We start from the raw sequence: 20,062 nt of genomic DNA, 5'->3' as shown, positions 1-20,062 counted from the left end.
GTGGTAAAATTAAGGGTAGCACTTGGCTGAATCTATGATTTATGTCATATTCCTAGGGAGTATGGAGATACAATCAGGGCTGTATACCTTTAACCTGCCTTGCCAATTTTGCGTTTCAAGAATAAATGATCACACAAAAGGTTATGGCCATATTTCCAATGAATAACTGTATCCTTAGCAATAGGAGAACTGTTTACATGCCCACGGCCATATCGGCAAGTCCTTTGGCGTTGGCAATCGCAATTTTTTTACCGGAAGCTTTAATGAGCCCCAACTTCTTAAATTCGGATATGATCCTGATAGCAGATTCGGTGGCCGTTCCTACTACATTGGCAATATCTTCCCTAGTAAGGGTAAGAAGCAAATACCCTTGATCATCCACCCCAAAATTATCCTCTAGGTAGATAAAGGCTTCGGCAACCCTTTGTTTAACTGTTTTCTGGGACATATTTACAATAACATCATCGGCCTCCTTTAAATCGTGCGCCATATGACGCAGTACCTCCACTGCAAAATTGGGATTTCGGTTTAGGGTATCTACAATAGCATCTTTGGGAATAAAACAGACTTCCATATCATTTACGGCCGTAGCTTTAAGGTTAGATGATTCCTCTGCAATCACGGAGCGCTGTCCCAATACCGACCCTTTAGTAGCCAACTTTACAATTTGGTCCTTTCCGTTGGGACTTAATTTGGAGAGTTTGGAAACCCCGCCACGAACACAATAAACGCCATTCAGCTTTTCTCCCTCATCAAAGATAATCTCCCCTTTCCTAAGTATCTTGGTGGTTTTGGTATCCGAGACCTTTTTTAACTCTTCCTTAGTCATTGCTCGTAAGGAATTAAATTGACGAATTATACAATTTTCACATCTGCTCATATACACTTGGTTTTACTGGACAGGGCAAAATTAAACACTATAAAAATTCGGTAAACTGACAATTGTCATGTTTATACCCAGACTTGGCAACCAACTTTGCAGATGTGTTTAAAGTTAACTAGATATGGACAAATCCACTTGTTTCCATTGTGGCGATCTTTGTGAGAAGACAACCGTAAATTTTGAGGATAAAAGCTTCTGCTGCTCGGGCTGTAAAACGGTCTATGAGATATTTTCCAGCAACGAGCTTACCTATTATTACGACCTGCAAGCTGCTGCGGGTAGTACACCTCCAGAGATTGAAGGCAAGTTCGATTTTCTGGAAACCGAGAAAATCCAGGAGAAACTTATCGAGTTCAGTGACAACGGCCTTCAGATTGTAAGCCTGCAGATACCACATATCCATTGTAGTTCCTGTATTTGGATTTTAGAGAATTTAAATAAATTATCGCCAGGAATCACTAGTTCACAGGTAGATTTCCCCGAGAAAACCGTTCGGATCAACTACAATTCCGAAAAGACCTCCCTCAAAGAAATTGCCATCCTTTTAGCACGGATCGGCTATGAGCCCTATATATCCCTAAAAGACTTTGACAATAATAAAAAGACCAAAGACAGAAGCTTAATCTATAAATTGGGTATTGCTGGTTTTGCCTTTGGCAATGTGATGTTCCTATCCTTCCCAGAGTATTTTGATGTGGAGGAGTTTTGGTTAGAACAGTTTAAAATAGTGTTTAGATGGCTGATGTTCGCTTTTTCCCTGCCCGTAGTTTTTTACTCGGCTCAAGATTTCTTTATTGCGGCCTACAAAGGGTTACGATCCCGCTTTCTAAATCTAGATGTCCCCATAGCCTTAGGTATTGTAGTATTGTTTGTTAGGAGTACCGCCGAGATTATTTTTGATTGGGGTGCCGGATTTTTCGATAGCCTTACGGGATTGGTGTTTTTCTTGCTCTTGGGTAAGTTCTTTCAGCAAAAAACCTATTCTTATTTATCGTTTGAGCGCGACTATAAATCCTATTTCCCCATTGCAATTACAAGAATCAACAAGGAAAACAAAGAAGAAAGCGTACAGATCTATGATCTGGAAAAGGGAGACCGACTCCTTATTCGCAACGGGGAGATTATACCTGTTGATGCTATACTGATGAGTGAAGCGGCTAAAATTGATTACAGTTTTGTTACCGGCGAGTCCCAGCCCGTTCCGAAAAAATCTGGAGACAAGGTATTTGCCGGAGGAAAACAATTGGCAAGTGCCATTGAGGTAGAAGCTGTTAAATCTGTATCGCAAAGCTACCTCACCCAACTCTGGAGCAATGCTGTTTTTAAGGACGACCCCTCCAGTAGTTTTAAAACGATGACAGATGGAATAGGTAAGCGATTTACCATTGCGGTACTGACCATTGCATTTGTAGCATCGGGCATCTGGTTATTTTTAGACCCAGGGAAGGTGGTAAACGTATTTACTGCCGTCCTTATTATTGCCTGCCCCTGTGCCATTGCCTTGGCAGCGCCTTTTACCTTAGGGAATATGCTGCGCTTATTTGGCCGACATAAATTTTACCTAAAAGACAGTAAAACCATAGAGAAGCTAGCACAGATAGATACCGGCATATTCGATAAAACAGGCACCATCACTACCGCAGCCAACAGTGAAGTACACTACGAAGGAATGGACTTAAGCTTGGAAGAGGAATCCCTGTTAAAAAACACCTTGCGTTCCTCTAACCACCCTTTAAGCAGAAAGCTATATAAACTATTGGCAGATCACGACATAATTACCTTAGCGGAATATGAGGAGCAGCTAGGCCATGGAATTGTAGGGGTTTCCCAGCAGAACAAGATTAAAGTGGGTTCTGCATCCTTTGTAGGTCACTCCCAACCAGTTTCCACGGACCAAACCACAGTACACATCAGTTCTAACGATGAGTATAAAGGCCGTTATATTTTTGAAAACCACTATAGGGAGGGGCTAAGTGAACTGTTCCAGGAGATGTCTTCAGATATGGAATTGGCTATTCTATCTGGCGATAACGATGGGGAAAGAGCCATTCTTGGCAAACTTTTACCAAGGGGGACTACCATGCACTTTAATCAAAAACCGGACAATAAACTAGCGTTCATCAATCAATTACAGCATCAAAACAAAAAGGTATTAATGGTGGGCGATGGCCTAAATGATGCTGGAGCCTTGGCACAAAGCGATGTGGGAATTGCCATTTCTGAGAATATCAACGTATTTTCCCCTGCATGCGACGGCATACTGGACGCCCAACATTTTAAGCATCTCTACCAATACGTCCTAGCCTCTAGGAAAGCTATTAAAATAATTAAACTGAGCTTCCTGCTCTCCTTATTATATAATGTAGTAGGACTTTATTTTGCGGTTACCGGTCAGTTAAAACCTGTTATTGCAGCTATCTTGATGCCTTTGAGCTCCATCAGTATTGTGGCATTTACCACTATTGCCACTAACTTATTGGGAAGAAAATTGGATCGGTAGGCAATTTTCATCCCCCTTTTGAGCAGGGTATGGACTGTAGAATAGTTTTGCATTTATTTTTGGCCAACCTCTACTAGGGGACGTATACTTTACGCTAATCTAGCACATCTGAATTATCCCATTTTAGATTTGTTTTATGCCTATGGAGAGCGACTATTCCCTATAAATGAAAATTTACCATGATATTAAAAGCTACTTGTGCGACCTCTCAATCGGTGCTGAAAATGCACCTTATGTGGAAGTGACTGCCAAAGTCCATTCAACAATAAAGAAAGAAATAGAAGGTTCAGTTGATCCAAATCTCCCCACTAACTCTCCTCGAGGTATTCAATTATGGGCTGTAGGGCCCCATACCCAGAGACTATCCTCTAAGGTCCACCCAATGCCTTGTTTAGGAAATAATGATGCTGTTTTCATGATGGCATTATCCCCGATTTTGGATAACAACATACAAATTTATACCTGTTTAATTTCGTGACTTCGGCCATACCTGTCGGTAGGCAGGCTCCGCTCTGTCCCCGTATTAAGCCCTGAAATTAGATAAGGTTCTTGTTCTCGGGCCCGACCGCGGAGGGTCTCAATACTTTGTAATCAATTCTAATCTTCGCCTTAGCTAGTGCAGCGGCATCCTTTTTTGGCTTTTTGTTCTTTTCGCTCCTGATTCTGCAAAGTTTTGAAAACCTTGTCGGCATTGTGTATAATGTCCGCATATACATAAAGTAATCCTGCGGGGAATTATACAAAAAAGACCTGCCGGCCAGCAGGCAGGTACAGTGGAAAGAGCGACCCGATAGGGGAGCGCCCAACTGATATGCCACTTGGATTTTCCGATAAGCATTCCAAAAAAAAAAAAAAGGAAGCAATCCCTGGAGACTGCTTCCCTTTATCATATTAAGATTTAAGTGGCCCGACTTTCAAAAAGTGGGACTACCCCTCTTATTTCTGCTCTTCCAAGAATGCAAGTAAGGAGGCAAACTCCTCATAGCTGAGCGAATTCACCAATCCTGCAGGCATCATAGAGGTTGGCAATTCTTCTCTTTCTGCAATATCAGCTATTTTAAGCTCCGTTGCAATCCCGGCAATATTCCGTATGGTAAGGTCAGTAGCCGATTCTGCGGTTACAAACCCTACATGAATACTTCCATCATTGGTCTCAATCTTTACCGTAGAGAACCCTTGAGAAATGGAGGCGTTAGGTTTTAGAATAGATTCTGCAATCTGCTCCCTGTTCATAATGGAACCGATCTGCCCCATAAAGGGTCCTTTCATTACCTCACTAGTGCTAATACTATGGCATGCAAAGCAACCTTGATTCCCATAGATTTCCTTTCCTTTTACCGGATCTCCTTTAATCTGCTTAATGGCGATCATTACGTCTTCGATGGAAGCTTCACCTACCTGACCTTTCTTGTTCTTGATTTTGTCTAGGTCTACCAAAGGCATATCCTCTTTAGGCTCTCTTTTCTCCAAGATACCAAACTCCTCTATCCCTAATCGGTATTTACTGTTAAGTTCGGCATATAAATCTTTACGCTCCTCTGGGGTTTTCTTCCATTCTTGGGTAAGGAACTCACCAATAATGGGGGTCATCTCCCATTCTACCGTTTTATAATAAGGACCATGGGTATCTGGTCTAGTACTCCACCACCAAGAGGTGTCGTACGGAGCTTCCTGATGATAGAGTCGGGCCAAAGTATTGCTTACTTTCTCCTTAAATTCGGCGTTTTCAGTTTCATCATAGGCCTTAATCAATCCTTCTACCACCTTAGGTGAATGCATGTAACGCATAGCCCATAGTGCCAAATCCTGATTTTTAGTACGTAAAGCGTTTACAACTGCGTCTTCGGCATTTAATGCTACCAAGGCTTTTACGGCCAAGTGAGGCAAAAGTATATCCGAATTAGGTGTGGCATGCGGACCTTCACTTCCCAATAATGGAGCTTGGAAGGAGTTAGGAACCGGCACCTCCAATAGGTGCTCTGCCAATTCTGCTCTACCCAATCTGCCCAAGCCTACAATAGCGGCGGCCTTTACCCTGTCCGAGTCAGATTTTAATGCCTCCACAAATGGCTCCGATGGAACGTTCGCTACAATTCCCAATCGGTCTGCCAGGGCTCTTAAAGCGAACTCCTGCACCGCTGGGTCTTCCGTAAGGGATACTAGGTTATCTATTCCTTCCTCACCCGTCATTTGTGCATAGGTGAAGATACTTGCAACTCTTGATTCCAGTGAAAGGTTCTTATCCTTCGCCAGTTTTAAAACGGAGTTCGCTCCTTTTCCTCTCCTAATCAATTCGTACTGCGCACTTAATCTTGTTTTGGCATTCCCTGCTTTTAGTAAGTTCACCAAACTCTTAGTCCAATAGATATCTTCTACCGGTGAAAAAGGCTCGTGCTCCAAGTTCTCTGGAACTACTCTTACAATATACCCTCTGTCCGGACTACCAGAATATCCTGCTCCGTCCCAAGCAGATAAGTACATTACCCCAGAGGCATCTACATCTAGATCCGTTATCTGTGGTAGTTTAATAAACTCCTCTTCTTCTTGAGTAAAACTAGCCTTGTCTTCTGTAACCCTATGCATGTATAGGAAACTTCTACCCCAATCTGCCATCATGGGCACATTGTTGTAATGCGCTGGCCAGCGGTCGTCATTCATAAACAACGCTCCTGTACCAGATCCACCACCTGCATCTACCAAGGCCGGGATAATTTCTTCTGTAAAATGTTTAAAAAGCATGGGATAACCATATTCCCCAGTTTGCATCTGATGAGAAAAACGAATATTCCATCCTCCACCATCATTGGTATTTCCTCTAGTAAAGATATTCATGAAGGGATCAATAGCTACATCATAGATGTTACGCAATCCATGAGTATATTCTTCCATTTCGGTACCATCGGGGCGCACACGAAGTACTCCACCGCCCAACATGGTCAACTGTGTACCATCAGTACCGGTAGCGTTATGGAATCCGAAATCGCCCACTGCGATATAGATCCACCCGTCTATTCCCATTTGGATCCCGTTGGTAGCATGGTCTGTACCTCTTTCCTGAAGGTATTTGGAGTTACTCAGGTTTTTGATCAATACTTTGGCTGGACCATCGGCCACACCATCATTATCTAAATCCTCAAAAACGATTAGGTCCATATTATCTGCCTTTCCCGTTTCCTCGGTAAAGGTAGTATGTAAAACAAAAAGTTGATTTCCAACAGGTAAAATTCCCCTTGGGTTATCTACCTCCGCAAATTTAGTATAGGAATCCAGCACCCCATCATGATTACAGTCTACCAATTTTTTGATAAACCCTTTCCCCATATCCTTCCCTAGGGAACCCATCATATCTACCCCTACAAAAACTTCTCCTGTAGCTGCCACAGCCATACACGCTGGGCTAGGGGTTAGATCGGGTCCGGCAAATCTTGTAATTTTTAAATCTTTGGGCCAATTATAGACCTGTGCCAAAGAATCGGCCTCGGAATAATCTATAACCTCGCTACTTGGGTCACAAGGAGTCTTGTCTTCCCCACAGCTGACCACAAACAGCCCCAATAATAAAACAAATCCAATTTTCTTAAACATAGTTTACGCTATTAACCTATTAAATCAACATTTAATTAATATACATTCCCGACAAAAATCGCTGGTTTTTAATCTGAAAGTCGCAAAACTAAAAATCTTTCCCATAAATTGTTTCATTTTAAGAAACTATTCATACATAATACTTCATTTCCTAACGTATTGTCCATAAATCGTTACGAATAATCCATTAAAGAGAAGCCGTCTTAGTACGTATAGGCCCTCTTCCCTTTACCCTACCAACCAACTCCTTGTCAACCAGTTTGTTTAGAATGACAATTGAGCTCTTTTCTTTCTTAAAAGTTATTTCCCAAAAGTTTTTTTTCAAAAGCTGATTAATGTCATGTTATACCAATTACCCCCTTTTTAGTTTTACACCGAAATTATATCTGGAATGAGTGTCATCTATTTATTATTGGCCCTGAGTATTTTGGTGGCCCTTGTTTTTTTCATTGCATTCATAGTATCTGTTAGGAGGGGTCAGTACGACGACTCTTATACTCCTGCTGTGCGCATGCTTTTTGAAGATGATCTGGTAAAAGGCACTTCCGAGACAAATCCAAAAGAAAAATCTAACCAATTAAGTGAAAGTCAAAAATTGTAATTATGGAAGTACAGCAGTTCTATTACGATAATAAAATCGTAAAAAAATTCATTTATGCTACCATGTTTTGGGGAATTGTGGGCATGTCCGTGGGGCTATTGCTCGCCTTTATGTTTCTCTTCCCCAACATCACCGATGGCATACCCTGGTTAAGTTTTGGCCGCCTGCGTCCCCTACATACCAATGCGGTGATTTTTGCCTTTGTAGGAAACGCCATTTTTGCAGGGGTCTATTATTCCACACAGCGACTGCTAAAGGCCAGAATGTACAGTGACAAACTAAGTAACTTAAATTTCTGGGGCTGGCAAGCCATTATTGTGGCAGCCGCCATCACCTTACCGCTGGGATACACCTCTACCAAGGAATATGCAGAACTGGAGTGGCCAATAGATATTGCCATAACCATTGTTTGGGTAGCTTTTGGCTGGAACCTCATCGGCACCATGTTAAGGAGGAGACAGCGTCACTTATATGTCGCTATCTGGTTCTATCTGGCTACTTTCGTAACCGTTGCCGTACTTCATATTTTCAATAGTCTGGCCATCCCAGTAGGGCTTTTTAAGAGCTACTCCGTTTATGCCGGGGTACAGGATGCGTTGGTACAGTGGTGGTACGGACACAATGCGGTAGCCTTCTTTCTCACCACCCCCTTCTTGGGACTAATGTATTATTTTGTTCCCAAGGCGGCCAATAGGCCTGTTTATTCCTATAGACTTTCTATTGTTCACTTTTGGTCTTTAATTTTCATCTATATCTGGGCGGGGCCACACCACCTTTTGTATTCTTCGTTACCAGATTGGGCCCAAAATTTAGGGGTGGCCTTTTCCATAATGCTGCTAGCCCCCTCTTGGGGTGGTATGATCAACGGTCTACTAACACTTAGGGGTGCTTGGGATAAGGTAAGGACAGATCCTGTTTTAAAGTTTATGGTGGTCGCTATAACCGGATACGGGATGGCCACTTTTGAAGGCCCCATGCTATCTTTAAAAAATGTAAATGCCATTGCACACTTTAGCGATTGGATTATAGCCCACGTCCACGTAGGCGCCTTGGCTTGGAACGGATTCCTCACCTTTGGAATGATCTATTGGTTAATTCCGAGAATGTTCAAAACCAAGTTACATTCTGTTCCCTTGGCCAACTTCCACTTTTGGATAGGCACCTTAGGTATTATTCTATATGCACTACCTATGTATGTTGCTGGTTTTACCCAAGCTTTAATGTGGAAAGAATTTAATCCCGACGGAACCTTGGTTTACGGAAACTTCCTAGAAACCGTTACTCAGATTATCCCTATGTATTGGATGCGTGCTATAGGAGGCAGTATGTTTATCGTAGGTGCCCTAGTAATGATCTACAACCTAGCTAAAACCATTAAATCTGGCAGCAAGGTAGAAGACGAGTTGGCAGAGGCCGCAGCCTTAACCAGGGTTTCCAAGAAAAGAACTGCAGGAGAAACCTTCCATACCTGGTTAGAGCGAAAGCCTATACAGTTGACTATTTTGGCCACAGTGGCCATCCTTATAGGAGGTATCATCCAAATAGTACCCACCATATTGGTAAAATCCAACATTCCCACGATTACCAGTGTAAAACCTTACACCCCATTAGAATTGGAAGGACGAGACCTTTACATTAGAGAAGGCTGCGTTGGTTGTCACTCCCAAATGGTAAGACCGTTCCGTAGTGAGGTAGAGCGGTATGGAGAATATTCCAAAGCAGGGGAATTTGTCTACGACCATCCCTTCCTATGGGGTAGTAAACGTACCGGGCCCGACTTGCTACGGATAGGTGGAAAGTATTCTGACAGTTGGCACCTAAACCATATGTACGATCCACAAAGTACCTCTTCAGGATCTATTATGCCGGCATATCAATGGTTGGTAAGAGACAAGCACGACAGAAGTAAAATCCAAAAGAAAATGGAGGCAATGATCGCTTTGGGGGTCCCGTATACTGAGGAGGAGGTTGCCAACGCCTTTGAGCATATGGATCAACAGGCCTCCCAAATAGAAAAGAATCTATATACCGATCCAGACTTTGCGGCGAATTATGAAGCAGATAAACAGTATGCTGCGGAAAACGGAGAGGAATTTATAGAAATGAAGGATCGGGAGATTGTAGCAATGATCGCCTACCTACAACGACTCGGAACCGATATCAAAATAAAGAACACTAAGGAGGAAATCTCCCAAAACTAAAAGTCTATGTTAAAATTTGTAAAAGGTTATATGGAAACCATCGATGGGATTGCCACCTACCCCATCATATCCCTCCTGATATTCTTTGCCTTTTTTACCATCCTATTTTGGTGGGTATTTACGGCATCCAAGGAACATATCAAGGAAATTAGCGAAATCCCCTTGGAGGAGGATGAGTAGCGAAAAGGTTGAATTACCTACTTGCCTGTCGGGTAGGTAATTGGACTCTAACACGTATATAAAACAAATTCAACCTAAGGAAACCACTTAAAACAAATACGATGAGAAATACCACACCATGGTGGATAAGAATTCCGCTCTTCTTCTTTCTAATCTTCGGATTGATGGAATACTTTGTAGAATCGGGCAGTAAACCAGCCTTTTTGGAACACCCTCTTGCCTTATTGTTCTTGGGAGTAGTTTTATTTCTATTGATCGGCATAGAGCTAATCGTTAAATCGATAGAAAACGTCCTATTCAACAGCTTATCTCCAGAGGCCAAAGAGCGCTATTTGGAAACCAAGACTAAAAAAAGTGCTTGGAATTGGATAGAGCGCCTCCGACAAAAAATGGTGGGAGAGAAAACCATTGAAGAGGAGCACGAGATTATATTGGATCACAACTACGACGGCATTCAAGAACTGGACAACAATCTTCCACCATGGTGGGTGTACCTATTTTATGCCTCCATCCTCTTCGCTATAGTCTACATGGCCCGCTACCATATATTTGGCGGGGACAACCAAGATATGGAGTATGAAAGAGCCGTAGCACAGGCCCAGGTAGAAATAGAAGAGTACAAAAAAACTGCAAAAGGTTTAGTAGATGCCAGTACCGTGGAGCTATTGACCGATGCCTCCGACCTAAAAGCTGGGGAGGCGGTATATCTTGCCAATTGCGTTGCTTGTCATATGGCAGATGGCGGCGGGGGTATAGGCCCCAATTTAACGGATGACTATTGGATTCTTGGCGGTGGTATTAAAGAAGTTTTCCAAACGGTTTCTGAAGGAGGACGTGCAGGAAAGGGAATGGTAGCTTGGAAGCAAGTACTTAAACCAGCCGAGATAGCCCAGGTCTCCAGTTATATCCTTACGGAGTTAACGGGAACCACCCCTGCAAATCCAAAGGATGCAGAAGGGGAACTTTGGACAGAGGATTAGCACTTAAATCACCAAATTAAATTGACCCATAAGGCTAAGAATGGCACAGGAACAAAATAATTTTAGGGACTCCATAGGCACTATTAATAAAGAGGGCAAACGGGCTTGGGTATTTCCCAAAAAACCCCAGGGCCAATACTATGAATACCGTAAATATGTAAGTTATGTACTCCTAGCATTCTTATTATTAGCGCCATTTGTAAAAATAAATGGGAACCAATTTTTGATGTTCAACATTCTGGAACGCAGGTTCAATATTTTTGGTTTCCCTTTCTGGCCGCAAGACTTCTACCTTTTTGTAATCTCCATGATCATAGGGGTGGTATTCATCGCCCTATTTACCGTTGCCTTTGGCCGTATTTTTTGCGGTTGGCTTTGTCCGCAGACCATTTTTATGGAAATGGTGTTTAGAAGGATAGAATACTGGATAGATGGGGACCGTGGCGCCCAGATTCGGCTAGACAAACAAGCCTGGAATGCAGAGAAAATCAGAAAACGAGGGCTTAAATGGACGATATTTTTTGTGATTTCCTTTATAATTGCCAACGTTTTCCTCGCTTATTTAATAGGTAGCGATCGCCTTATCCAATATATAGCGGATGGCCCCATGCAACATATAAGCACCATGGTCTCCCTACTGATCTTTACAGCGGTATTTTATTTTGTTTTCGCCTGGTTTAGAGAACAAGTCTGCATTATTGCATGCCCCTATGGCCGTATGCAAGGGGTATTGCTAGATAACAAATCCATAGTAGTAGCATATGACCATAAGCGTGGTGAGAACGAAAAAGGAAGAAAAAAGTTTAGAAAAGGGGAAGACCGCCAAGCCATGGGGCACGGGGACTGCATAGACTGTTTCCAATGCGTTAATGTATGCCCTACCGGTATCGATATTAGAAACGGCACCCAACTAGAGTGTATTAATTGTACGGCCTGTATAGATGCCTGTGATGCTATTATGGAGAAGGTAGACCTCCCTAAAGGCCTTATACGATACGCCAGCGAGGATAATATTGAGAAAAAAGCCAAGTTTAAATTTACACCCCGACTCAAAGGATACAGTGCCGTCCTTGTTATTCTAACAGGGATTTTGATAGGCATGCTCTTTCTAAGAAATGATCTGGAAGCAAATATTTTACGACTTCCAGGGCAATTGTACGAACACAAGGAAGGTAATATTATTAGCAATGTATACACCTTTAAACTGGTAAATAAAACCACAAGAGACATTCCTGATGTTAGCTTTAAGCTACTATCGCACAAGGGATCTATATCCCTTGTGGGGAATACAGAATTTACAGTTCCAGCCCAAGAATTGACGGAAGGGACACTGTTTATAGAAATTGACAATGCTGCCTTGGAAGGCGACAAGAATACGGTGAAAATTGGTGTCTATAGCGGAGATAAAAAAATTGAAACGACCTCTGCAAGGTTTATGGCCCCACGTAGTTATAAATAAACCATTATAGCTCCCTGACTTTTAAAAATTGAAATAAAAACGACCCTAATAAAATGGGTGCAAAAAATATAAACAACATGAAAATTAATTGGGGAACAGGCATTGTACTGGCATTTATAGGGTTCATTAGTTTTATCTTATTCTTTGTAGTAAGTATGCTGATGGATGACAGGACCAATCACGACCTAGTTCGTGAGGATTACTACCAGGCAGAGATGGGATTTCAGGAGGAATTGGATGCGGAGATTAACGCGCAAGACAAAAATGCAGCCCTAAAACTAGTACACGGTCCGGAAGGATTAAAGTTAGAATTTCCACAGGAAATGGATCCCAACAGCATTACAGGAACCGTCTCCTTTTATAGGCCCTCTAACAAGCAATTGGACTTTGATTTGCCCATTCGGTTGAGGAACCATTATTTTATTATACCCGAGAAGCGATTAGTAGAAGGCAGATGGAATGTAAAAGTCTCCTGGCAAAACAAAGACGAATCCTATTTGTTCAGAGACCAGATAACTTATTAAAGAACAATACAGAATCCACTACAAAATTTACCAGACATGTTGGTCACTGCCATTTTATTGGGATTAATGGGGAGCTTTCACTGCATTGGCATGTGCGGACCCATCGCCTTTATGTTGCCCGTAGATCATCATAGACCGGGTAAAAAACTACTACAGGTAGCCCTTTACCATTTTGGCAGACTAACTGCATATGGCATCATAGGATTGGTATTTGGATTTTTGGGGAAGGGACTCTATGTATTTGGATTACAGCAAAGGCTCTCTATAATCATAGGGGTCGTAATGATTGTGATTGTCCTAATCCCCTATCAAACCTTTAGTAAATACAATTTTTCCAAACCCATTTACGGCCTTTTGTCCAAGGTAAAAAATCAAATGGGCAAGGAACTGAAAAAGAAAAGTCCGGACACCTTTCTCACCATAGGCTTCCTAAACGGTTTTCTTCCCTGTGGCTTGGTATATATGGCCGTATTTACCAGTATTGCCACTGCCAACCCTTGGTGGGGTGCCCTTTTTATGGTGTTCTTCGGATTGGGAACCATCCCATTAATGACCACTGCAGTATATTTTGGAAGCATGCTAAAAGGCAAGGCAAAGCAAACGGTTCAGCGCTTAATCCCAGTTTTTGTGGTATTAATTGGCCTCCTTTTTATCCTAAGAGGCTTGGGACTGGGAATCCCCTATCTTTCTCCTGCACCTATTACGGAAACTGTGAGCAGTGCCATAGAGTGCCACAACTAATAGGTGGATTGGCATTGAACCAGAAGTAAGCAATTGGCAACAGAAATTGGATACTTTCAAATGTTTACCCCCACTACACCCTGGATACTAATGACCTCCCCAATCCCTTTATAAAAAAGAATGATTATATTTCTGCCACCCTCCTATTAAGGGGATCATGAAAATAGGTTTCAAGAACTTTTAAAGGAACTTGATTCCTATATATTTGCAAGCACCTTCTTAGGAGCATCCATTATATGCTTACCTAGAGGTCCATGTCCAATAAAAACAACTAGAACAAACTTACATGTCAGCAACCAAAAAGACCCCGTTTTCCATTGGGGTAATGGCAGATTGCCAATATGCGGACCTAGAAGATGCAGGAGCCAGAAAATATATTCAATCCAAGGAGAAATTACAGAAATGTGTGGAACATTTCAATAGCATGAATTTAGCTTTCACCATTCACCTAGGGGATCTTATAGATCGGGACTGGAAAAATTTTGATGTGGTACAGCCCATCTTCAATTCCTTAAAAATGCCGACGTACCAAGTATTGGGAAACCATGATTTCTGGGTAGAGGATGATGAGAAAGCTGCGGTATTCAGAAAGCTGGAAATGCCTTTTCCCTACTATGACTTTAAGGTTGCCAACTGGCGGTTTATAGTATTGGATGGAAACGACCTCAGCTTCCATGCGTTTCCCGAAATTAGTGAAGGCTATCAAATTACCGCGGATTACTATATTAGAAACCAAATTGATGCCCCCTACTGGAACGGTGCCATTGGCCCCACCCAGTTACAATGGTTAAGGACCGTGCTAGACCAAGCGGAAAAGGATCAAGAAAATGTGATGGTATTCTGCCATTTCCCCGTATACCCAGAGGATATCCATAATCTCTGGAATGCCGAAGAAGTGATAACGATACTAGAAAACTATCCAAATGTAAAAGCCTACCTAAACGGACATAATCACAAAGGCAACTATGGAGTTAAAAACGGGATTCACTATCTAAACATGCATGGCATGGTAGATACCGAAACAAATGCGTACGCCGTTTTGGAATTCTACCACGAGCACATAAAAGTTATTGGTTATGGTCGCGAGGAAAATCGCTTTTTAAACCTGCAGTAAAAGCGATAATAAAAAGTTTATCCCCCGCGACACGTATACCTCCAATCGTTGACCGGAGCGTCTTATAACCATTGGAAAAACAACCACTAACGGGTATAAATACGACTCCCCTGAGTACAAACACTAACTATTATCATTGTTTTACAAACCGCTCTGTATGGGTATAGTTGGAAGGATAAGCTCCAACCTGCAATAATTGAGGCCTAAGGGCAAATTCAAAATCCAAAGCCTCCACCTTCCCTGATTTGTTTAGGTGGAATTGCATAAACTCCTCCCGTTGGGCAGGATTCTTCCAAATTGCCCTAAAGGTATCATAATGCCAATGTTCTAGCCTTGCCTCTAAATCGTCTGTATCCCAAAAGCGTATTACCAGATCCTTCCCATCTTTTTTAACCTCCACCTTTCCGTATCCCTTGGATTTGTATACGCCCGTAAACGCATCTAGCCCTAGGCTAGGCTTCGTTTTCTTTATTCTGGCTTGGTCAATTTCTTTTCGCGCTTCCAAAGCCCGCTCAAAGGTTTTCTGATACCCTTGCAGATAATACTGGTTCCAGTCTAACGCATTGGTTCCCAAGTAGGCATCCATCACCTGATAGGCAACCGCATTCCCTAGGCGGTTAAAAGTATTTCCTACAACTATAATCCCCAGATTCAACTCGGGCATCAGGTACATGGCACTGTTAAACCCATCCGTTGCTCCACCATGGGTAATAACCCGTTTTCCTTTATAGTCTGTGATGGTCCATCCAAAGCCATAAGAACCTTGTGCCGCCAAGGCATTTGCCTGCGGACGGAGCATTTGCGGTTTGTGAATTTCATTCATTTGTTTTGGGCTAATTATCTCCTTCCCCTCATAGGTCCCGGCCACTCCCAATTGCATCAACATCCACTTATTTAAGTCGTTTACGGAAGCATTCACCCCACCGGCAGGACCTGCATTGTCCCAATTTCGTCTATTAATGGGGACTACCTTACCTTCTATTTCCTGATGCGGGTAGGCCTGATTATCGCTGGGTCTCAATTGAGTAATACTTGTAGTACTGGAAGTCATACCGAGGGGTTCAAAAAGGCGGTCCTTTAAAAACTCGTCCCAGGTTCGCCCATCCACATATTCAATAATCTGTCCAGCCAAGGAATAGAGGACGTTATTGTATACAAACTGGGATCGGAACGGTTTTTCCATGTCCATATACCGCATTCTATACAGCACGCTATCCCGGGGGCTGTTCGTCATAAATTGAAGCCTATTCCCCAACTTTCTTCCCAATCCTACCCTATGGGTGAGCGCATCGCGAATGGTGAGCTCTTGGGTCACCCATGGGTCTTGGAGCTGAAACCACGGAATGTGTTTGGTGATTTTATCATCCCAATCAATTTTTCCTTCATCTACCAAAATTCCCAATGCCGCAGCGGTCATATTTTTACTTACCGAGGCAATGCTAAAAATGGTATTGGCATCTACCGCTTCCCCGCTGCCTAGTTGTTTTTCACCAAAGCCCTTTGCAAAGACCACTTCGCCATCCTTTACAATCCCCACGGCCATTCCTGGAATGTTCCATTCTTTTTGTGCAGCGGCTACCCACGCCTCAAAATTGGGAGGCAGGGATTCTTGTGCGGAAAGGGAATAATGATAAACACTAACAAATAAAAAAAGTACTAAAAAGTACCAATTAAAAATAATTCTTGTCATGGATATAGGGTTTTGGCCAAATATACCCACAACTTTAGACTATTCCATTGATATACCTGAAACTTGCCCATGGCAAGGAAACCATACAATATTTACCCAGATGATTAGCGACTCGCTATTTTTAGACGTATATTAATGGTATAAACACAGGAAACAAACCAATACATTGATTGTGACAGCACTCATCTAACCCCATTTATTGCAGGAATAGCATATATCCCTTTTTAAATAAACAAATAGGACCGGTATGCATTTGTTTAAACAGCCAACGAAAATTCCATAATTGTAAAAAATGTTAGAAACATGAGTAAGAAAACATTTGGAACGCTAGCCGGAGTTTTTACACCCACAACCTTAACCATACTTGGGGTAATAATGTACATCCGCCAACCATGGGTGGTGGGAAATGCTGGTATTGTTGGTGCGTTAGCAATTCTTTTAATTTCTGTGGCCATAACATTAACTACAGCATTAAGTTTATCTTCAATTACTACCAATGTACGTATTGGTGCTGGTGGTGCTTTTAGCATCATTTCAAAATCATTGGGATTAGAAATTGGGGGCGCTATAGGCATTCCATTTTACATAGCCCAAGCTTTGGCTGTGGCCATGTATATTTTTGGGTTTAGAGAAGGATTGGTTTCCATTTTGCCTAATTTAAATCCATTGGTACTAGATGTGGTTATTTTTTCACTGGTAATGACAATAGCATTTATAAGTACCAGTTTTGCTTTTAAAATTCAGTATGTAATCCTTGGGATTATTGTCCTGTCTTTAATTTCCATCTATGGGGCCCTTTTTGTGAGCGATTTAAACTACGATTTTGAGTTGTTTGGCAACTATCCAGGATCTATAGAGAATAATTTTGAAGGAACCTCCTTTTGGGTTGTTTTTGCGGTGTTTTTCCCTGCTGTGACAGGGGTAATGGCTGGCGCTAATATGTCTGGGGATCTCACCAGTCCACGGAAAAGCATTCCTAAGGGCACTATTTCGGCGGTAATCTTAACCACATTTGTTTATATAAGTTTAATATTCGTGGCAGCACTCCTAGCAACTCCCGAAGAATTAACCTCCAACTATAATTTGTTTATAGACAAAGCCCTTTTTAGCCCCATAGTACTAGCAGGTTTATTGGGCGCTACACTTTCATCAGCTTTAGGGTCATTTATAGGTGCTCCGCGAATTTTACTTGCATTGGCAGAAAAGGGTATATTACCTAAAAGCAGGGAACTGGCAAAAACGTCCAAAAAAGGGGAGCCAATCAATTCTATGCTAATAACTGCCGTTATCGTATTTATAGGAATTTCATTGCGCGATTTAAATACGATTGCTCCTATTCTCACTATGTTTTTTATGATTACCTATGCCATGGTAAATATTGTTGTACTTGTAGAACAATCCTTGAATTTACCCAGTTATAGGCCCACCTTAAAAGTACCGCTATTTGTACCTGCAATAGGTGCCTTTGGATCTATCGCGATTATGTTTGTAATTAATGTTATTGTCGCCTTAACATCCCTCATATTAATTTTCATCTTTTATTTCTATCTGGTAAATTTAAAATTGAAATCCGAAGCAGGTGATTCCAGAAGTGGTCTTTTTACAGCGCTTGCAGAGTGGGCCACAAAAAAGTCGAGTAACCTGAGCCCTCAAAAGGAAGTTAGATCTTGGCGTCCCGATCTTTTAATTCCAATGACCATGCCGAAGGAAATAAGAAGCTCGTACAAGCTAATTCACTCCATTGTTCATCCCAATGGTTCCATAAAAATACTGGCGTTGTTTAATGAGAATCCAGAAGAACAGCGAAATATTGAGTTGTTTTTGAAAAATGCTTCACAGAAATACAAAGAAAATGGGATTTCTGTTTCTTATGCATTTGTTGAAAATAGAGAACTCAACACCACTATTAATATCAGCATGCAATCTTTGAATGCCGCTTTTTTTAAACCCAATATTATTTTTGTTAGTGTTGATACCGGACATGCTGACCTAGATTTTTACGACAAGCTAATATCGGATGTTAAAAAGAATAATTTTGGAATGATTATATACATTCCGTATTCCACAGCTAGCTTAGCCATTGAGAAAAACATCAACCTCTGGTTAACCAAGGTTCCCTCTAATTGGAAAGAGATTTTCAACATCGGAAACAATGATTTATCAACTCTTCTTGCGCTTCTAATTTGCAAGAATTGGAAGGGTGAAATTGATGCCTTTGTGGTGGATAATAATCCAAATTTAAAATTCTCGGAAACAGATATAGAAGACCTTAAATCCATGATTAGGTTCCCTAAGAAGACCACTATTAATTTTGCGGAGGGGGATCTTCTGGAGAACGTTAAAAAATACCGCAATGCCGATGTAAACCTATTTAGCGTTGATGTCGGCATGTCCACTGCCGATATGATTACCATAGTGTACGAGTCTAGAGTATCCGGTATTTTCTGCGTAGATTCTACTTTGGAAAATGTTTTGGTGTAGCAAATTCACTTCTATTTAATTCCGCTTTTTATTGTCAAAATGGGAAGTCAATATTAATAATTAGGGAAGAACAAGCTAGATGAAACATAGTTGGCAAGCGTTAAAAAACAAAGGCTCCTTTATTTCTGGAGCCTCTGATTAGTTTAACTCAATTACTAGGACAAATTTGCAAACACCCTAGAAACTAGCCTAGGTCCTAAATTTTCGTCTCAGCCCTTATTTGCAGCAGCGGCATAAAGGAGCAACAAGGTATTTTATTTCTTGCTCTTTGCATTAGAACATACTTTATTTTTTGCTCTGGCCTGTTCGCTGTGATGGCATCGCACAATCTATGGGTGGCATCCGCCACCAGTTTTCTAGGCTGGCCATAGATACCCTTCCAGGTCATGTTATGTCCGAGGCAGCTTACAATTGAATGGCATTCATCAACAAGTTCGGTCATTTCAGTATCGCTTAACTCTAATAGGCTTGCTAAAATGATATGTAAGCGCTGATTGCCCTTTCAAGATTCGGGCAGTTTTTCAAGAGGCCTTACTACTACCTTAACCTCCTCTCCTTGCATTAGCAGTTGTTCCACTAATTGTCTTCCTGTGGCACCACTTGCACCTACTACTAAAATTCTCATGGAATAGATTTAAAAATAATCCTATGTTATGAAGCATTATTTTGCTTACGCAAAATTTTTACAATACGATTGATTACGATTTCCGATAAATTCCATTCATATCCCGCAAAATCCGTGGTGTTTATGAATTGAACGACCACGGTATCCATGTCTTCATAATATTCTGCGAGACTTTGATACCCAGGGACCAGGCCTCCATGCTCGTACTCATAAATAGTGGAATAGATTTCCTGTTCGCCTTCTTCAAATACAGAACCATCGTTCAATGCCCTGAGAAATATGCCCACGTCTTCGGCTGTGGCCAACATTCCGTTTTCGTTTGTCTTAAAATCTTTGTCAATGCCCACGTAATAACCGCTCATCACATCGTCTATATTTACTTCCTCAAGGGAAAAGTAGGTGTTATTTAGCCCAAGGGGTATCAGAATTTCTTCCTTGATATACTGTTCATGACCAATACTGTCCTAAACGATTTCAGGAAGTTCTAAAACTACCGTT

The 20,062-nt window shown here is 41.7% G+C and carries 15 protein-coding genes and 1 pseudogene; 11 read left to right on the top strand and 5 right to left on the bottom strand.

The window, feature by feature from the left end:
* Window positions 1–193: 193 nt before the first annotated feature.
* The gene (locus tag BV214_RS05925; RefSeq protein ID WP_245806753.1) at window positions 194–880 is read right to left on the bottom strand and encodes a Crp/Fnr family transcriptional regulator; all 687 of its coding nucleotides are present in this window, start codon (window positions 878–880) and stop codon (window positions 194–196) included.
* Between the two features lie 124 nt (window positions 881–1,004).
* On the opposite strand from BV214_RS05925, the gene BV214_RS05920 reads away from it, so the two are divergent.
* Both BV214_RS05920 and BV214_RS16880 read left to right on the top strand, forming a co-directional pair.
* Complete coding sequence (locus BV214_RS05920; protein ID WP_086476578.1) at window positions 1,005–3,383, top strand: heavy metal translocating P-type ATPase; 2,379 nt, start codon at window positions 1,005–1,007, stop codon at window positions 3,381–3,383.
* 166 nt (window positions 3,384–3,549) lie between these two features.
* Window positions 3,550–3,861, top strand: a complete 312-nt coding sequence (locus BV214_RS16880; protein WP_086476577.1) for a hypothetical protein — start codon at window positions 3,550–3,552, stop codon at window positions 3,859–3,861.
* Between the two features lie 458 nt (window positions 3,862–4,319).
* Here the strand turns inward: BV214_RS16880 and BV214_RS05905 are convergent, their stop codons facing one another.
* Window positions 4,320–6,968 carry a DUF7133 domain-containing protein gene (locus BV214_RS05905; RefSeq protein ID WP_086476575.1) on the bottom strand — a complete coding sequence of 883 codons (2,649 nt, stop codon included), beginning with the start codon at window positions 6,966–6,968 and terminating at the stop codon, window positions 4,320–4,322.
* 391 nt (window positions 6,969–7,359) lie between these two features.
* Here BV214_RS05905 and ccoS point away from each other — a divergent pair, with 391 nt between their 5' ends.
* From ccoS to BV214_RS05865, 8 genes are all read left to right on the top strand, one after another.
* A complete protein-coding gene (ccoS, locus tag BV214_RS05900; protein WP_086476574.1) occupies window positions 7,360–7,569 on the top strand; it encodes a cbb3-type cytochrome oxidase assembly protein CcoS in 210 nt (69 codons plus the stop codon).
* Window positions 7,570–7,571: 2 nt separating this feature from the next.
* Window positions 7,572–9,770 (top strand): cytochrome-c oxidase, cbb3-type subunit I, encoded by a 2,199-nt coding sequence (gene ccoN / locus BV214_RS05895; protein ID WP_086476573.1) that lies wholly within the window; start codon window positions 7,572–7,574, stop codon window positions 9,768–9,770.
* Window positions 9,771–9,776: 6 nt separating this feature from the next.
* The gene (locus BV214_RS05890) at window positions 9,777–9,950 is read left to right on the top strand and encodes a CcoQ/FixQ family Cbb3-type cytochrome c oxidase assembly chaperone (protein WP_086476572.1); all 174 of its coding nucleotides are present in this window, start codon (window positions 9,777–9,779) and stop codon (window positions 9,948–9,950) included.
* A 101-nt stretch (window positions 9,951–10,051) separates the two neighbouring features.
* Window positions 10,052–10,930, top strand: a complete 879-nt coding sequence (locus tag BV214_RS05885) for a cbb3-type cytochrome c oxidase N-terminal domain-containing protein (RefSeq protein WP_086476571.1) — start codon at window positions 10,052–10,054, stop codon at window positions 10,928–10,930.
* A 40-nt stretch (window positions 10,931–10,970) separates the two neighbouring features.
* Window positions 10,971–12,389: a cytochrome c oxidase accessory protein CcoG gene (gene ccoG / locus BV214_RS05880; RefSeq protein ID WP_086476570.1), complete on the top strand. Its 1,419-nt coding sequence runs from the start codon at window positions 10,971–10,973 to the stop codon at window positions 12,387–12,389.
* Window positions 12,390–12,466: 77 nt separating this feature from the next.
* On the top strand, window positions 12,467–12,913 hold the full coding sequence (locus BV214_RS05875) for a FixH family protein (RefSeq protein ID WP_086476636.1): 447 nt from the start codon (window positions 12,467–12,469) through the stop codon (window positions 12,911–12,913).
* A gap of 36 nt (window positions 12,914–12,949) precedes the next feature.
* Complete coding sequence (locus tag BV214_RS05870; protein ID WP_086476569.1) at window positions 12,950–13,654, top strand: sulfite exporter TauE/SafE family protein; 705 nt, start codon at window positions 12,950–12,952, stop codon at window positions 13,652–13,654.
* A gap of 286 nt (window positions 13,655–13,940) precedes the next feature.
* On the top strand, window positions 13,941–14,768 hold the full coding sequence (locus BV214_RS05865) for a metallophosphoesterase (RefSeq protein ID WP_086476568.1): 828 nt from the start codon (window positions 13,941–13,943) through the stop codon (window positions 14,766–14,768).
* A 133-nt stretch (window positions 14,769–14,901) separates the two neighbouring features.
* Here the strand turns inward: BV214_RS05865 and BV214_RS05860 are convergent, their stop codons facing one another.
* On the bottom strand, window positions 14,902–16,458 hold the full coding sequence (locus BV214_RS05860; protein WP_086476567.1) for a serine hydrolase: 1,557 nt from the start codon (window positions 16,456–16,458) through the stop codon (window positions 14,902–14,904).
* Window positions 16,459–16,761: 303 nt separating this feature from the next.
* Between BV214_RS05860 and BV214_RS05855 the strand changes: the two genes are divergently transcribed.
* Window positions 16,762–18,939: an amino acid permease gene (locus BV214_RS05855; RefSeq protein ID WP_086476566.1), complete on the top strand. Its 2,178-nt coding sequence runs from the start codon at window positions 16,762–16,764 to the stop codon at window positions 18,937–18,939.
* Window positions 18,940–19,441: 502 nt separating this feature from the next.
* Here BV214_RS05855 and BV214_RS16875 read toward each other — a convergent pair.
* Window positions 19,442–19,564 (bottom strand): NAD(P)H-binding protein, encoded by a 123-nt coding sequence (locus BV214_RS16875; RefSeq protein ID WP_217868655.1) that lies wholly within the window; start codon window positions 19,562–19,564, stop codon window positions 19,442–19,444.
* A gap of 26 nt (window positions 19,565–19,590) precedes the next feature.
* Window positions 19,591–20,013, bottom strand: a pseudogene (locus BV214_RS05845) (serine hydrolase); the annotation flags it as partial.
* Window positions 20,014–20,062 lie beyond the last annotated feature (49 nt).

Source organism: Arenibacter amylolyticus, from assembly GCF_002150785.1.
Lineage (GTDB): Bacteria > Bacteroidota > Bacteroidia > Flavobacteriales > Flavobacteriaceae > Arenibacter > Arenibacter amylolyticus.
Note: the sequence above shows the minus strand (reverse complement) of the source record. Positions and strands in the feature narration are given on the sequence as shown.

Bases quoted from the DNA above. Each gene is read 5' to 3' on its own strand.
- BV214_RS05855 (WP_086476566.1), top strand. From the start codon at position 16,762: ATGAGTAAGAAAACATTTGGAACGCTAGCCGGAGTTTTTACACCCACA.
- BV214_RS05865 (WP_086476568.1), top strand. From the start codon at position 13,941: ATGTCAGCAACCAAAAAGACCCCGTTTTCCATTGGGGTAATGGCAGAT.
- BV214_RS05860 (WP_086476567.1), bottom strand. From the start codon at position 16,458: ATGACAAGAATTATTTTTAATTGGTACTTTTTAGTACTTTTTTTATTT.
- ccoN (WP_086476573.1), top strand. From the start codon at position 7,572: ATGGAAGTACAGCAGTTCTATTACGATAATAAAATCGTAAAAAAATTC.
- BV214_RS16880 (WP_086476577.1), top strand. From the start codon at position 3,550: ATGAAAATTTACCATGATATTAAAAGCTACTTGTGCGACCTCTCAATC.
- ccoS (WP_086476574.1), top strand. From the start codon at position 7,360: ATGAGTGTCATCTATTTATTATTGGCCCTGAGTATTTTGGTGGCCCTT.
- BV214_RS05885 (WP_086476571.1), top strand. From the start codon at position 10,052: ATGAGAAATACCACACCATGGTGGATAAGAATTCCGCTCTTCTTCTTT.
- BV214_RS05875 (WP_086476636.1), top strand. From the start codon at position 12,467: ATGAAAATTAATTGGGGAACAGGCATTGTACTGGCATTTATAGGGTTC.
- BV214_RS05925 (WP_245806753.1), bottom strand. From the start codon at position 880: ATGAGCAGATGTGAAAATTGTATAATTCGTCAATTTAATTCCTTACGA.
- BV214_RS05920 (WP_086476578.1), top strand. From the start codon at position 1,005: ATGGACAAATCCACTTGTTTCCATTGTGGCGATCTTTGTGAGAAGACA.
- BV214_RS05890 (WP_086476572.1), top strand. From the start codon at position 9,777: ATGTTAAAATTTGTAAAAGGTTATATGGAAACCATCGATGGGATTGCC.
- ccoG (WP_086476570.1), top strand. From the start codon at position 10,971: ATGGCACAGGAACAAAATAATTTTAGGGACTCCATAGGCACTATTAAT.
- BV214_RS05905 (WP_086476575.1), bottom strand. From the start codon at position 6,968: ATGTTTAAGAAAATTGGATTTGTTTTATTATTGGGGCTGTTTGTGGTC.
- BV214_RS16875 (WP_217868655.1), bottom strand. From the start codon at position 19,564: ATGAGAATTTTAGTAGTAGGTGCAAGTGGTGCCACAGGAAGACAATTA.
- BV214_RS05870 (WP_086476569.1), top strand. From the start codon at position 12,950: ATGTTGGTCACTGCCATTTTATTGGGATTAATGGGGAGCTTTCACTGC.